The organism is Clostridium sp. SY8519, assembly GCF_000270305.1.
In the GTDB taxonomy this organism is placed as follows: Bacteria; Bacillota; Clostridia; order Lachnospirales; family Lachnospiraceae; genus SY8519.
This window is the reverse complement of sequence record NC_015737.1, coordinates 659,558-672,500: the sequence shown is the minus strand read 5'-3', so window position 1 is coordinate 672,500 and position 12,943 is coordinate 659,558. Positions and strand designations below refer to the sequence as shown.

Here is a 12,943-nt window from a genome sequence, read left to right as displayed (position 1 = left end):
AGAGGAGAGGTTAGCGCAAGCGAAGCTTTGAATTCAAGCCCCAGTAAACGGCGGCCGTAACTATAACGGTCCTAAGGTAGCGAAATTCCTTGTCGGGTAAGTTCCGACCCGCACGAAAGGCGTAATGATTTGAGCGCTGTCTCGACAATGCACCCGGTGAAATTGAAGTACCAGTGAAGATGCTGGTTACCCGCGCCAGGACGGAAAGACCCCATGGAGCTTTACTCCAGTTTGGTACTGGGGTCCGGTACTGCACGTACAGGATAGGTGGGAGACAAAGAAGCATGGACGCCAGTCTGTGCAGAGTCGCTGTTGGGATACCACCCCTGCAGTATTGGGCTTCTAACCAGCCGCCGTAATCCGGCGGTGGGACAATGCCAGGCGGGGAGTTTGACTGGGGCGGTCGCCTCCGAAAGGGTATCGGAGGCGCTCAAAGTTTCCCTCAGGATGGTTGGAAACCATCTAAAGAGTGCAAAGGCAGAAGGGAGGCTGACTGCGACACCGACGGGTGGAGCAGGTACGAAAGTAGGACTTAGTGATCCGGTGGCACAAAGTGGGATTGCCATCGCTCAACGGATAAAAGCTACCCTGGGGATAACAGGCTTATCACTCCCAAGAGTTCACATCGACGGAGTGGTTTGGCACCTCGATGTCGGCTCATCGCATCCTGGGGCTGGAGCAGGTCCCAAGGGTTGGGCTGTTCGCCCATTAAAGCGGTACGCGAGCTGGGTTCAGAACGTCGTGAGACAGTTCGGTCCCTATCCGGCGCGGGCGTAGGATATCTGAGGGGAGCTGGCCTTAGTACGAGAGGACCGGGCTGGACGGACCGCTGGTGGATCTGCTGTGCCGCCAGGCGCATCGCAGGGTAGCCAAGTCCGGAAGGGATAAACGCTGAAGGCATCTAAGCGTGAAGCCCACCCCAAGATAAGATATCCCATTCCAAAAGGAAGTAAGAACCCTTGAAGAGTACAAGGTAGATAGGACAGAGGTGGAAGTGCAGTAATGTATGGAGCTGACTGTTACTAATCGTTCGAGGGCTTATCCAAGCAAGCGGATCATAAAGGGAAGCATCTCTTCTGTATGAAGTTTTGAAGGTATGCAGAGAAGCAGGCGGAGTCCATGGGACTTCGCCTTTTTTCATATACTGCCTGTCAGATGCAGTTTTTCGTTCCTTAATAATCTTTAATTTTTTTGGGATAAACCCATAAGTATCTGCAGGTATGCTATAATAGGCCGGTGAATTTTGATTTTAAAGGGGAAACAATATGCAGCTGTTATCTATACAGTACCTTATGTTTGTGGCAATTCTCTTTGTTCTGTACTATACCGTATTCCGGAAGATACAGTGGGTTTGCCTGCTGATCGGCAGTATTGCATTTTATATCAGCTATGGCCCGAAAAGTCTGATTTATATTCTGATCACTTCCTTCAGCGTATGGCTGGGGGCGATTGTCATGCAGAAATTTCAGACTGCCTGCAATCTTGCCCGCAAGCAGGAAGGAATTACGAAAGAACAGAAAAAGAAACTGAAGAACCAGTGCCAGAAAAAAAAGCGTATCGTTCTGATCGTGCTTCTTTTACTTAATTTTGGCATTCTGGGTTATTTTAAATACTGGAACGACATTCTGGATGCCATCGTCGGTATCGGCCATGTGGGAACCGGATCAGTGTATGCCGTCTATCATATCAGCGGGCTGCTGCTGCCGCTGGGCATTTCCTTTTATACCTTTCAGTCCATTGGTTACCTGGTGGATGTATATAATAAGAAGAGCAAGCCTTCCACAAACTTTCTGAAGTTCCTGACTTTTGTATCCTTCTTCCCTCAGATGCTGCAGGGACCGATCAACCGGTTTGATCAGATGGCGGAGCAGCTTTATGAACGGCACCATCTGGATCTGGAACGCTGCGGCAGAGCGCTGCTGCTGTTTCTGTTCGGAGCCATGAAGAAATATGTCATCGCGGAGATGCTGGTGGGAAAAATCGGCGCGATTTTTGACGGACCGGTGGACAATCTGTCCAGTCCGATGATCATACTGGGAATTCTCATGTATTCCGCACAGCTCTACGGGGATTTTTCCGGCGGCATTGACATGGTGATGGCTGTGGCACAGCTGTTTGGCATCCGCATGATGCAGAACTTCCGCCAGCCGTATTTTTCGGTTTCCCTGGGGGATTTCTGGCGCAGATGGCACATTTCCCTGGGCGCCTGGATGCGGGATTACATTTTTTATCCGTTTGCCCTTACGAAGCCCATGCAGCGGTTCGCGAAATTCTGCGGCCGTCATCTGAATAAGCATCTGGGCAGAGTCCTGCCGGCAGCGATCGCGAATATCCTGGTGTTCTTTGTGGTCGGTGTATGGCACGGATTTTATTCCAACTTTATTCTGTGGGGTCTGTACAATGGTATCGTGATAGCCATCAGCGATATTCTGCAGCCGGTATTCCAGCGCTGGAACGAAGTGCTTCATATTAATACACAGTCCCGGGGCATGTATGTCTGGCGCGTGATCCGCACTTTTATTATTGTGAATATCGGCTGGTATTTTGACCGTATTGAAAAATTCAGCAGTGTATGGATCTGCTTCCGGAATACAATTACCAGACCGGACTGGTCACTTCTGACGGTGCGTTATTTCATGCGCAGCCAGTTTGGCAAGATGCCGCTGATTCCCGTCGTGGTCGTGCTGGCCCTGGTGGTTGTGTTCATCAACAGTGTCCTTCAGGAGCGGGGCGTGGATGTCTACGCGAAACTGCATGACCGCCGTCCGGCAGTACGCTGGACCCTGTATCTGTTTCTGGCAATCATGACATTGTTTGCGGTATCTTATTCAAATGGATCCGGAGGATTTTTATATGCGAACTTCTAAAAAAAGAATCCTGACTGTCATCGGGTTTATTGCGGTGGCAGTGATTGTCAACTGCATCGCCACGTTTCTGCTGACGCCCTACGCGTCTCCCAGTTCGGAAATGTGGGATAAATATCGTGCCAGAAAAGGACAGAAAATCGATATGATTTATGTCGGCACGTCCCAGTGCTATGAGGGAATTGATCCGGATATCACGGACCGTATTACAGGGCTGTCCTCCCAGAATATGGGAACGAATGCCCAGTCCTTCCTGGACAGCAAACGCGCAATCCGTGCAGCGGCGGCAGACCACAGGATCAAGGAAGTGGTCTTTGTCATCGACTACATGTATATGATGTCCGGTACGGAGCGATACGCAAAACCGGAGGCCACGTTTGTCTATGCGGAAAACCGGGGACAGAGTCTTGGAAAACGAATCCGAAACGGCGCAAGTTTCGTGTTTGACAAGCGGTATTTCGGCAAACCGGAATCCATTGCCTTTTTCTTCCCATGGCTGAACAATACGAACAAGTTTCCGAAAACAATTCCCTTTAATATTAAAGCAAAGCTGGGACTGGTAAAAATCCGGCCGGATAATCAGAATTATCTGCGCACCGCAAAAGGGTTCAAGACCTTCGACCGGACGATTAATTACAATACGGTCTCCAGACAGGAGCGAACCACCTGGAACAGCAGGGATCTGTCAAAGGAATCCATGGATACCCTGAAAGAGATCTGCAGCTTCTGTAAGAGCCGCGGAATCCGGCTTACGGTGGTCGGCGCGCCGGTGCCCATCAGTTATGTATTAAGCTACGGCGGCGATTATTTTCAGCGTTATACGTATCTGAAGGAATTTTTCAAAAAATACGATGTGCCGTTTTATGATATGAATCTGGCGGATCAGCGGCTTTATCACCGGGACGCCACAGGATTCAAAGACTGGGATCACACAAATGTCAGGGGCGCGGAAGCTTTTTCAGAAGCACTGGGCCGTCTGATCAAAGAAAGCAGGGAAGGAAAGGACGTATCCGGATATTTTTATTCCAGAGATGATTTCCTGGCATCCGTTTCCTATATTGATACGGTGAATCTGGAAGTAAAAGCAGAAAAAGGCAAAGGCATCCGGGCCGGAGCCTATGCCTACTACGGCAGCGGCGTGCAGGCGGAATACCAGTTTGCGGTCCGCCGGACCGGGGAAAAGAAGTTCCATATTTTCCGGAAATACGGTTCCGGACGGACGGCAGTGTATTACCCGAAAACTTCCGGAAACTATGAAATTCGTGTCTATGCCAGAACCATCGGATCTACCGCGCCTTTTGAGCGGTTCTATACCAAGCAGGCGGCCTACTGGGCCTAGCAGAAAAAGGAGAAAATACAGTGACAACCAGAATTATTACGGACTATCTGGATCAGGCAGTGCTGTCCCATGGGGACAAAATCGCTTACGCAGATGAAGAACGGGCACTTACGTTCCGGCAGGTACAGGAAGAGGCACACCGCATTGCGCAGGGACTGATAGATGCCGGTTTTTTCCGCCGGCCGGTGGGAATCTTTCTGGATAAGAATACCGGCTGTCTCACAGCTATGCTGGGTACAGCATACAGCGGGTGTTTTTATTCTGTGATTGACACCCAGATGCCGGTGGAGCGGATTGAAAAGATTGTGGGAACGCTGGAGCCAGCGGCGGTACTGACAGTGTCCGCCTATCGGGAGCAGGTAGCGGAGTTCGCTCCGGAGGCGGAAATCCTGCTTCTGGAAGATTTGCTGGATCATCCGGCGGATCCGGAGGCAATTGCCTCCGTCGGCGCAAAGATCATGGGATCGGATCTTCTGTATGTGCTCTTTACTTCCGGTTCCACCGGAAATCCCAAGGGAGTCATGACTGCCCATGCCCATGTGATCAATTATATCGAGGCAGTCAGCGAAGCGTATCATCTGGATGAGCATACGATTTCCGGCAACCAGACGCCGTTTTATTTTGTCATGTCCATCGTGGAGATCTTCGGTACGCTGAGAAACTGCTCCACCATGTACATTATTCCGCATATGCATTTTGCGTTCCCGGCGCTTCTGATGAAATACATCGAGGAAAAACAGATCAATTTCCTGTACTGGGTGCCTTCGGCCCTGAATATGGTGGCCAATCTGAATGCCTTTGACTGCGCGGATATTTCCTGTGTGAAAATGGTATCCTTCGGCGGAGAAGTGATGCCGGTCCGTCAGCTGAATATGTGGCGGAAACATCTGCCGGACACCGTATTTATCAATTCCTACGGACCGACCGAGGGAACAGACGGATCCACCTACTATGTCATTGACCGGGAATTCCCGGAAACTGCCCGTCTGCCGATTGGCATTCCCTTTAAGAATAATGAAATACTGGTGCTGGATGCGGAGAATCATCCGATCCAGGGAAAAGGCACCGGCGAGTACTGCATTCGCAGCACATCCCTGACCTACGGCTATTACCGCAATCCGGAAAAGACAGCGGAAGTTTATGTGCAGAATCCGGTCAATCCGTATTTTGAAGAGAAAATCTACCGCACCGGTGATCTGGTGGAGTTCAATGAATACGGAGAACTGGAATATGTAGGCCGCAAGGATTTCCAGATCAAACATATGGGCCACCGGATTGAGCTGGGAGAAATTGAGGCAAATGTTTCTTCTATTTCCGGTATTGACGAGAACTGCTGTGTCTATGACAGTGAACGGCAGAAAATCGTACTGTTTTACAGCGGCAAAGTATCCGATGAGGAAGTGGCGGAACGGTTAAAAGAACTGCTGCCGGATTATATGCTGCCGAATAAGCGGATCGTGATGAATCCCATGCCCCACAACTTAAACGGAAAAGTAGACCGCGCGGAACTGAAAAAACTGGCCGCACAGAGAAAACACAGAAAATAATCCGGATTCCGGATCCAAAAAAACGGAGGAACTGCGTATGGAACTTGTGGTTGCGGTATTTCTTGGCTTTTGGCTGGGTGCAGGCTGCTGGCTGGCTTACCGAAAGATGAAAAAAGATTTCGCTCCATATCTGAAAGAGGAAAAGGAGAAGAAAAAATGAACATTTATTTTGCGGGAATGTGTGTCTCCCTTGCAGTTTACATTGTAATCGGTATCGTGGTCAGCCGGAAAATCCGCGGCGTGGATGATTATTATGTGGCAGGAAGAAGAGCGCCCATGATTTTAATTGCGGGATCGCTGATTGCTTCCTATACCAGTACCGGTATGTTTATGGGGGACGCGGCACAGAGTTACAGCGGCTGTTTTACCTCGATTATTACTTTTGCCGGAATGCAGTCCGCAGGGTACGTTCTGGGGGCGGTGTTTTTCGGACGGTACCTGCGCCGCAGCAATGTGCTTACCATTCCGGAATTTTTCGGGAAGCGTTTTCATTCCCGGGCGGTCCGCAATCTGTCCGCCATTACGGCCATAATTATGATGACGGTATATCTGCTGTCCGTTATGCAGGGAATCGGGACCCTGATGAAAAGTATAACCGGTGTGGATTACCGGCTGTGCATCGTCATCGCCCTGGTGGTATTTGCCTTTATCACCATCAAGGCCGGGTCCAGCGGCGTACTGATTACGGATACTCTGATGGCAGGGATTTTTACCGGCGCCCTGATTGTGGCGACGATTGTCATTTCACATCGGACCGGCGGATGGTTTCATACGGTCAGCAGCCTGGCTTCCAGCCCCCGCTTTCATCTGTTTATGTCCTGGGGCGGACAGCCCGGCGTTCTTTATCAGAAGGCCATTGAGAATCTGCTCTGGGGTCTGATTTACGGAGTGGTGTGGATGTCTGTCTGTATGGTGGGCCCCTGGCAGTCCAGCCGTTATCTGATGGCAAAAGATGAACACACCGCGGTGCGCGCTTCCATTCCTGCTGCAATCGGTGTCTTTGCACTGGAATTTCTGGTGTCCAGCGCGGCGGTTTTTGTCAACATGAAGAATCCGGGCATGAAGGACAGCTCCCAGGTCATGATCTGGGCAGCCATGCATCTGATGCCGAAACTGCTGGGCGTGATTCTCCTGACCGGTGTGCTTGCAGCGGGAATTTCTTCCGCCACCACGTTCCTGTCACTGATTGGCGCGTCGGTAGCCAATGATATCGTCGGAACGAAGTGGAAGAATCCGATTCGTGTGGGGCAGATTGCCATGGGCGTTGTCAGTGTTGTGGTGCTGCTGGTGGCAATTTTCAATCCGCCGTCCATCTTCTGGATCATGTTTCTCGGCGGGGCGATTGTATCAGCCTCCTGGATGCCGGTGGCGCTGGGAAGTGTATTCAGCAAACGTCTGACAAAAGCGGGCGCATTTGCCGGAATCCTCTGCGGCTTTCTGGTCTGCTTTTTCCTGCGGCTGTATACTGCGCTGGCGGGTGTCACCCTGCCGGTTTATCTGGATCCGAGCGTAGTGGGAATCCTTGCCAATATAGCGGCCATGTGCATTGCCACAAAAGTGACATCCGTGACAGAAGAAGAGAAAGCGGCGCGGGCGCGGATGTTTGTAATGCCGGATTCCGAGAAAGATCCGGAACAGATGTGGAAAACCCTGCGGATATCGAAACGGGCGCTGCTGATCGGGCCGGGAACCATTGCCTTTCTGCTTGTTTTCTGGGTGATTCCCTACCTGGTGGGAGCCCATGCCGGATGAGGGAAGGTTCTTGATTAAAAAAGGGGCAGAGTATATACTAGAAGCTGATATGCGGATCGGACAGATCCGAAAAGGGAAAGGAGTGTACGTATGGATGAATTAATCGAAGTACTGGAAGACATCAAAGAAGATGTGGATTTTGAACATATTGACAATCTGGTAGACGGACGGTATCTGGATTCTCTGGATATTCTCCAGATTATTTCCGCGCTGAATGACGAATTTGACATATCGATTCCGGCAGCGGACATCATTCCGGCTAATTTCAACAGTGCCAAAAGCATGTGGGCTATGGTGCAGCGTCTGCAGGAGGAATAGAAAAAGTGAACAATCAGGAGACCGTGATTTACGCGCTGTCCTATGCCGGCGGCAGTTCCATGAGCTATGTCGGCTGGGACTTTCCGGAAGGATACCGATTCTGCCCGCTGGATTACAGGGGGCACGGTCTCAGACAGAATGAAAGTCCGGATCACACCGTTTTCGAGATGGCAGCAGATATGGCAGAGCAGATCGACTGCCACCTGAGCGAACACGGGAATCCGGATTTTGCTGTATTCGGGCACAGTATGGGCGGAATGACCGCCTGGTACACCTTTCGTCTGCTGAAAGAAAAGTATCTGCGTCGGCCGAAGTGTCTGTTTATTTCCGGTGTGGCAGATCCCAAGGTGTTTCCGGCCCGCTGCGGTGAGCTCGGCAGTGAGGAAAAGGTCTGGGAATATCTGGAATCCACCGGCAGAATCCCGGAACGGGTACTCCACAGCCAGGTGTTCCGCAGATATTTCCTGCCGGTGATCCTCCATGATTTCCGCCTGATGGGAAAATTCCGCTGTATGGAAAAGGAGGAGCCGGTGGAAGAGCCGATCTGCGCCTTTGCCGGCCGTCAGGATGAGCTGTTTTCGCCGGAGGAGGTGGGACAGTGGGAATTATACACACTGAACCAGTTCACCATGGAAGTCCTGGAGGGCAGCCATTTCTTTCTGAATGAGGAGGAAAACCGAAAACGAATGATTCTGCGGATGCGTGATATGCTCAGGGAGACCGACGCAGAGAAGTAAGGAGTCAGGATGGAATGTAAAGCGTGGGAATATGAGGAATTTCCGGAATATACGGATGTTCCGGAGGGAGCCCGGTGTCTGCCGACCACGGGAGACGAGATGGGAACCTTTTATATCAAAGATGTGCAGTACGCGGAAGTGGACGGCATACCGCTGCATCTGCAGATTCTGCTTCCCCTTTCCAGGAATCATCCGGTCATGGAAGCGCCGGCGCTGGTGTATGTGCAGGGCTCCGGCTGGGCGAAGCAGGATGTCTATCACAACATCGGCAGAATCGCCAAACTGGCGGAACGGGGATATGTGATTGCCATCACGGAATACCGGCATTCCGGGCAGGCGGGATTTCCGGCGCAGATTCAGGATGCCAGAAATGCCATTCGCTTTGTGCGTCTGCATGCGGAAGAACTGCATGTCAATCCGAAACAGATCTTTGTGGGCGGCACATCTTCCGGCGGGCATACAGCGTTATTTTCGGCAATTTTGACAGAGGACAGTCCCCTGGACCGGAATCTGTATCCCGGAGTATCCGCAGAGGTCTGCGGGGTTCTGGACTATTACGGGGCGGTGTCGTTTCTGTATCCGGATGATTTTCCGAGTACGACGGATTATGACACGGAAGGCAGTGAAGCCAATCTCTATTTCCGTAAGATCCCGGGAGAGACACAGGAAGAAAAACAGCACAATGCCACCGCGGTGAATTACATCCGGGAGGACACGGAGCTGCCGCCCGTGTTTATTATTCACGGGACCAAGGACCGGATTGTGAATACCCGGCAGAGCGTCAGACTTTATGAAAAACTGAAGCAGCAGCACAGAGATGTCCGTCTGTATCTTTTGGAGGGAGCCGATCACGGCGGGCCGGAGTTCTGGTCGAAGCCGGTATTGGATCTGGCGGACGAATTTATGCAGGACTGTCTGAGAAAACAGGAGTAAAAGGATGAAAATCACACATATCTATCACAGCGGTTTTGCTGTGGAACTGAAGGACAGCAATCTGATTTTTGACTGGTATACTGGCAAACTGCCGGAACTGCCGGCAGACAAACCGCTGTACGTGTTTGTATCCCACAGCCATCCGGACCATTACGGAACCTGTATCTGGGAGCTGCGGGAACGGTTTCATGAGGTGTACTATATCATGGACCGGGATACGGCACCCGGTGTCAATGGTGTGTACCGGGTACAGCCGGATCAAAGTTATGAGATAGGTTTGCTTCATATAGATACGCTTCTTTCCACCGATCAGGGCGTTGCCTTTTACGTGGAGGCGGAAGGCAGACAGATCTATCATTCCGGAGACCTGAATGTCTGGTACTGGAACGGAGAGCCTGCAGAAGACAACCGGCAGCAGCTGCTGACGTTCCGAAAAGAAATCAGCAGGCTGTCCGGCCGAAAGATCGACGCGGCATTCCTGCCGTTGGATCCGCGGCTGGAAGAACATGCGCCCATGGCCATTGAGGAATTTATGAAACTGGCAGACTGCCGGGACCTGTTCCCCATGCATTACTGGGACCGGCTGCCGGAAGTCAGGGAATATCTGAAGGATCCCCGCCTGCTTCCCTATCGGGACCGGATCCATCTGGAGGATCAGGTGGAACTGCAGTGAGAAAGGGAAGACAGAGGCAAAATTCTTCTGTCCGGAGCAGCTGGGCCAGCTTGTTTTTGCGGTCCGGTCATTGTAAAATAAATGCAGCTGCTGTCCGGATTTTATCATCCGGACAGCAGCGATAGAGACATGAGATGATTGTGAGATAAAAGGAGAAAACTATGTTTATTACCTGCTTGGATTTAGAGGGTGTACTGGTACCGGAGATCTGGATCGCGTTTGCAGAGGAGACGGGAATCCCGGAACTGAAGCGCACCACCAGGGACGAACCGGACTACGACAAACTGATGCAGTATCGTCTGGATATCCTGAAAGAACACGGACTGGGCTTAAAGGAGATTCAGGCTACCATCGAGAAGATTGACCCGATGCCGGGAGCCAGAGAGTTCCTGGATGAACTGCGTTCCTTCAGCCAGGTAATTATCTTAAGCGATACATTTACCCAGTTTGCCGCGCCCCTGATGAAGAAGCTGGGTATGCCCACGATCTTCTGCAATACGCTGGAAGTAGGGGAAGACGGCGCCATTACCGGCTATAAACTGCGCCTTCCGAACGGAAAGTATCATACGGTAAAGGCCCTGCAGTCCATCGGATTTGACACCATTGCCAGCGGTGACAGTTTTAACGATCTCGGCATGATTCAGCAGAGCAAGGCCGGTTTCCTGTTCCGCAGCACGGATCAGATCAAGGCAGACTACCCGCAGATTCCCGCATATGAAACCTATGACGAACTGCTCGCTGCCATCCGCTCAGTGATTGAAGCCGAGTAAGTTCCGGCACAACAGACCTATGGCATATAACTTTTTTGCGACAATATCCCGCATGAAATACATCGAACGCTGGGCCCTGATGCGCAGCTCCCGCCCGGAGAATCTCAGCGAGCATTCCCTGGAGGTGGCCATGATCGCCCATGCGCTGTGTACCATCGGGAACGTACGCTACAGCAAACAACTGTCTGCGGAGCGGGCGGCAGTCATTGGACTGTACCATGACGCGACGGAGATCATTACCGGGGACATGCCGACACCGGTGAAGTACTTTAATCCGGAGATCCGAAGCGCCTACCGGGAAGTGGAAACCATGGCTCGGCAGCGGCTTCTCGAAGGCCTTCCGGAGGATCTGAAGCCGTCCTATGAAGCGGTTTTTCATAGCCGGGAGGAGGAAGCGGACCGGGAACTCAGGGAACTGGTGAAGGCAGCGGACAAACTGTCCGCCCTGATCAAATGCATGGAAGAGGAAAATGCCGGCAACGGAGAGTTCCGTACAGCAAAACAGACAATTTTTACCGCGGTGAAGGAAATGGCACAGACCCATCCGGAAGTGCGGGACTTTATCCGGGACTTTATGGAACCGTACGGCAATACGCTGGACGAATTGCTGTAGAGGAGAGTAAAGATGAAAAAAGCAATCAAACCGCTTCTGCTTGCCGGCGGCATAACAGGACTGTATCTGTTTGCCATTGCTCCGGGCAGAGACCGGAGATATCGGATGCGCCCGTATGAAGAGAGGCCAATCGCTCATCGGGGGCTGTTTGACAACCGTTCGGATCATCCGGAGAATTCCCTGCCGGCCTTTCGGCGGGCGGCGGAAGCGGGATTCGGCATTGAACTGGATGTACAGCTGACCCGAGACGGCCGTCTGGCCGTTTTTCACGATGAGACCCTGCGCAGAATGTGCGGAGATTCCAGACGCCTGTCCGACTGCGCCTGGGAGGAACTTCAGCAGCTGCCGCTGGCTTATTCCGACGAGCGGATTCCGTCACTGGATCAGGTGCTTGCAGTGATCGGGGGACGGGTTCCCCTGATTGTGGAAGTGAAGTATCACGGCAGATGGAAAGAAGCCACCCGGCTTCTGGCGGAACGGATGGATCACTATGAAGGAGAATGGTGCATGGAATCCTTTCATCCGCTGGCGGTCCGGTGGATGCGGAAGAACCGTCCCCAGGTACTCCGCGGACAGCTGGCAGACAATTTCCTGAAAAACGGGCAGAAGGCGCCCTGGATCCAGCGGTTTCTTCTGACCAATCTGCTGGGAAACTGGGCGGGCCGTCCGGATTTTATCGCATACAATCACGTATACGCGGCACAGACAGGGACCCTGCGGGTGATCCGACGTCTGTTCCCCACGGAATGGGCGGCCTGGACAGTGAAGTCCCGGCAGGAATTTGACCGGGTAAAAGACCGGTTCCAGATAATTATTTTTGACAGTTTTGTTCCCGGAGGGAAAAACGATGATAAATGAGGAAAAATGGAACGCATGCACAGCATTTCACGGACATTCCTGCGGCGGCCTGATGATCGGGTTTCAGGCGGCAGAATACGCGGCCCGGCTGCTGGATCTGGAGCATGCCTCCGATGAGGAGACGGCATGTATTTCCGAGAATGATGCCTGCGGGGTGGATGCCATTCAGTATCTGTTAGGATGCAGCGCCGGAAAAGGAAATCTGATGTTCCATCTGACCGGCAAACAGGCATTTACCTTTTTTAACCGGAAAACCGGCAAATCCGTCCGCATGATTCTGAAAGACAAGCCGGACTGGGTGAAAAAAGGAGAATCCAGGGCATATTACGCATCGAGGGATCCGGAAGAGCTGTTTGATCTGACAGAAGTCAGACTGGCGCTGCCGGAATATGCCCGGAGTTTTGATTCTTACCACTGTGATGGCTGCGGAGAGCTGACGGCAGAGAATTATCTGAAGCTGTACCATGGGAAGAAGTACTGTCCGGACTGCTGGAAGCCTTACCAGCGCTATGACATCTGACGGAAACGGACCTGACGGG

Annotated in this window: 13 protein-coding genes and 1 rRNA gene (1 of these 14 only partly in view); all 14 read left to right on the top strand. The window is 52.0% G+C overall.

Features of this window, described 5'->3' with window-relative positions:
• Window positions 1-1,046, top strand: a 23S ribosomal RNA gene (locus tag CXIVA_RS03160); it begins 1,848 nt to the left of the window's first position.
• 219 nt (window positions 1,047-1,265) lie between these two features.
• The gene (locus tag CXIVA_RS03155) at window positions 1,266-2,867 is read left to right on the top strand and encodes an MBOAT family O-acyltransferase (RefSeq protein ID WP_013976580.1); all 1,602 of its coding nucleotides are present in this window, start codon (window positions 1,266-1,268) and stop codon (window positions 2,865-2,867) included.
• Window positions 2,854-4,203, top strand: coding sequence for a hypothetical protein (locus tag CXIVA_RS03150; protein ID WP_013976579.1), 1,350 nt, complete (start codon window positions 2,854-2,856; stop codon window positions 4,201-4,203). Before CXIVA_RS03155 ends, CXIVA_RS03150 begins: the two co-directional genes overlap by 14 nt.
• A gap of 20 nt (window positions 4,204-4,223) precedes the next feature.
• Window positions 4,224-5,750, top strand: a complete 1,527-nt coding sequence (locus CXIVA_RS03145; protein WP_013976578.1) for an amino acid adenylation domain-containing protein — start codon at window positions 4,224-4,226, stop codon at window positions 5,748-5,750.
• Window positions 5,751-5,787: 37 nt separating this feature from the next.
• A complete protein-coding gene (locus tag CXIVA_RS14460) occupies window positions 5,788-5,910 on the top strand; it encodes a hypothetical protein (protein WP_013976577.1) in 123 nt (40 codons plus the stop codon).
• Entirely contained in the window at window positions 5,907-7,502 is a 1,596-nt protein-coding gene (locus tag CXIVA_RS03140; RefSeq protein ID WP_013976576.1) for a sodium:solute symporter family protein, read from the top strand. The genes CXIVA_RS14460 and CXIVA_RS03140 overlap by 4 nt, the downstream gene beginning before the upstream one ends.
• A 90-nt stretch (window positions 7,503-7,592) precedes the next feature.
• Window positions 7,593-7,820, top strand: a complete 228-nt coding sequence (locus tag CXIVA_RS03135; RefSeq protein WP_013976575.1) for a phosphopantetheine-binding protein — start codon at window positions 7,593-7,595, stop codon at window positions 7,818-7,820.
• A gap of 5 nt (window positions 7,821-7,825) precedes the next feature.
• Window positions 7,826-8,557, top strand: a complete 732-nt coding sequence (locus CXIVA_RS03130; protein ID WP_013976574.1) for an alpha/beta fold hydrolase — start codon at window positions 7,826-7,828, stop codon at window positions 8,555-8,557.
• 9 nt (window positions 8,558-8,566) lie between these two features.
• Complete coding sequence (locus CXIVA_RS03125; RefSeq protein ID WP_013976573.1) at window positions 8,567-9,490, top strand: alpha/beta hydrolase; 924 nt, start codon at window positions 8,567-8,569, stop codon at window positions 9,488-9,490.
• A gap of 4 nt (window positions 9,491-9,494) precedes the next feature.
• Window positions 9,495-10,163, top strand: a complete 669-nt coding sequence (locus CXIVA_RS03120; RefSeq protein ID WP_013976572.1) for an MBL fold metallo-hydrolase — start codon at window positions 9,495-9,497, stop codon at window positions 10,161-10,163.
• A gap of 161 nt (window positions 10,164-10,324) precedes the next feature.
• The gene (thrH, locus tag CXIVA_RS03115; protein ID WP_013976571.1) at window positions 10,325-10,933 is read left to right on the top strand and encodes a bifunctional phosphoserine phosphatase/homoserine phosphotransferase ThrH; all 609 of its coding nucleotides are present in this window, start codon (window positions 10,325-10,327) and stop codon (window positions 10,931-10,933) included.
• 19 nt (window positions 10,934-10,952) lie between these two features.
• On the top strand, window positions 10,953-11,546 hold the full coding sequence (gene yfbR, locus CXIVA_RS03110; RefSeq protein ID WP_013976570.1) for a 5'-deoxynucleotidase: 594 nt from the start codon (window positions 10,953-10,955) through the stop codon (window positions 11,544-11,546).
• Between the two features lie 12 nt (window positions 11,547-11,558).
• Window positions 11,559-12,404 carry a glycerophosphodiester phosphodiesterase family protein gene (locus CXIVA_RS03105; RefSeq protein ID WP_013976569.1) on the top strand — a complete coding sequence of 282 codons (846 nt, stop codon included), beginning with the start codon at window positions 11,559-11,561 and terminating at the stop codon, window positions 12,402-12,404.
• The gene (locus CXIVA_RS03100; RefSeq protein ID WP_013976568.1) at window positions 12,394-12,924 is read left to right on the top strand and encodes an FmdE family protein; all 531 of its coding nucleotides are present in this window, start codon (window positions 12,394-12,396) and stop codon (window positions 12,922-12,924) included. Before CXIVA_RS03105 ends, CXIVA_RS03100 begins: the two co-directional genes overlap by 11 nt.
• Window positions 12,925-12,943: the final 19 nt, after the last annotated feature.